Annotated in this window: 1 protein-coding gene and 1 pseudogene; one reads left to right on the forward strand and one right to left on the reverse strand. The window is 77.6% G+C overall.

Annotated features, from left to right (window positions below):
- Window positions 1-203: 203 nt before the first annotated feature.
- Window positions 204-1,385, forward strand: a complete 1,182-nt coding sequence (coaE, locus tag E1258_RS32425) for a dephospho-CoA kinase (RefSeq protein WP_132407770.1) — start codon at window positions 204-206, stop codon at window positions 1,383-1,385.
- Window positions 1,386-1,443: 58 nt separating this feature from the next.
- Here coaE and E1258_RS33755 read toward each other — a convergent pair.
- Window positions 1,444-1,770, reverse strand: a pseudogene (locus E1258_RS33755) (hypothetical protein); the annotation flags it as partial.

The raw sequence follows: 1,770 nt of genomic DNA on the forward strand, positions 1-1,770 counted from the left end.
CCCCGCCACCTGTCCCTCGCCCCCACCCCGGCGGCGGCCGGCAAGAACGTGCTCGATCGTGGACCGGGTGCCTCGCGCCCGGCCGCAGGCCACCATTTGCCGGATCGACTGTGATCATAAGGCGGGCGCGACCGCGCGGGGGTTGGAACCGACGGCGGCGGCCCGGTTTGGCGGCGCGGGAGGTGGTCCGGTTGACTGATGCGGTGCTGATGGTGGGACTGACTGGCGGGATCGGGTCCGGCAAGAGCGCGGTCGCGGCCCGGCTGGCCGGGCTCGGCGCGGTGGTGATCGACTCCGACCGGATCGCCCGGGAGGTGGTCGCCGTGGGCAGCACGGGGCTGGCAGAGATCGTGGCCGCCTTCGGGGACACCGTCCTCGGCCCCGACGGGGCGCTGGACCGGGCCGCGCTGGGCGGGATGGTCTTCGCCGACGAGGCGGCCCGCCGCCGGCTGGAGGCGATCACCCATCCCCGGGTCCGGGCGCGGACCGCCGAGCTGGCCGCCGCTGCCGCCCCCGACGCCGTCGTGGTCAACGACGTGCCGCTGCTGGTCGAGGTGGGACTCGCGCCGACGTACCACCTGGTGGTCGTGGTGCAGACGGAGGTCGTCACCCGGCTCGCGCGGCTGGCGCGCGACCGGGGGATGGCCCGGGCGGAGGCCGAGCGGCGGATCGCCGCGCAGGCCGACGACGCCCGCCGCCGCGCGGCCGCGGACGTGGTGCTGCGCAACGACGGCACCCTCGACGAACTGCACGCCGAGGTGGACCGGCTGTGGCGCGACCGGCTGTTGCCGTACGAGAAGAACCTCCGGCGCCGTCGGGTGGCCGACCCCGACGGGGCGGGTCTCACCGGCCCCGATCCGACCTGGCCCCAGCAGTACGCCCGGCTGGCCGCCCGGATCCGGCACGCGCTCGCCCCGGCCGACCCGCGGATCGACCACATCGGCTCGACGGCCGTCGCCGGCCTCGCCGCCAGGGACGTCATCGACATCCAGCTGACCGTGCCGAGCCTGGTCGAGGCGGACGGCCCCCTCGCCGAGCGCCTCGCCGCGGCGGGCTTCCCCCGGCTGCCCGGCCAGTGGTGGGACAGCCCCCGCCCGGCGGGCAGCGGCCGGTGGGAGAAGCGGCTGCACGGCAGCGCCGATCCGGGCCGTCCGGTGCGCCTGCACCTGCGCGCGGAGGGCTCGCCCGGCTGGCGGTACGCGCTGCTGATGCGCGACCACCTCCGCGCCGACCCGGATCAGCGGGCCGCGTACCTGGCGCTCAAGGGGGAGTTGGCGGCCAGCGCGCCGGAGGGGAGCACCCACGCCACGGCGCGGGACCCGTGGTTCGACGAGGAGCACCACCGCGCCGAGGAGTGGGCCGCGCGCACCGGTTGGCGGCCCTGAGCCGGCTGGTGTCCTGGCGCGGCCGACGGCACCCGGTGTCGGGTCCGACCCGTCGGCGTCAGCCGCGGGCGGGCGGCTTGGCCGGCGGCGGCAGCGCCGGCACCGGGCCCGGCGTCAGGTCGAGCTGGGCGTACGTGCCGAGTCGGGTGCGCAGCTCCAGCCGGCGCAGCAGCCCGGACCGGTCGATCCAGTAGCGCAGCCCGCCGTGTTCCGCGTCCGCCTCGATCACGTCGACGGCCCGGCCGGCGAGGTGGTCCCCCCGGATCCGGGTCGCCGGGCCCGCCGGCTTCGCCGCCACGCCGATGCGCAGCGCGGCGGCCAGCAGCAGGTCGATGTCGCCCGTGTCGTCGGTGTGGGGCGCGCTGTGCTGCCAGCTGTGCCGGGC

Source organism: Micromonospora sp. KC207 (genome assembly GCF_004348615.1).
In the GTDB taxonomy this organism is placed as follows: Bacteria; Actinomycetota; Actinomycetes; order Mycobacteriales; family Micromonosporaceae; genus Micromonospora.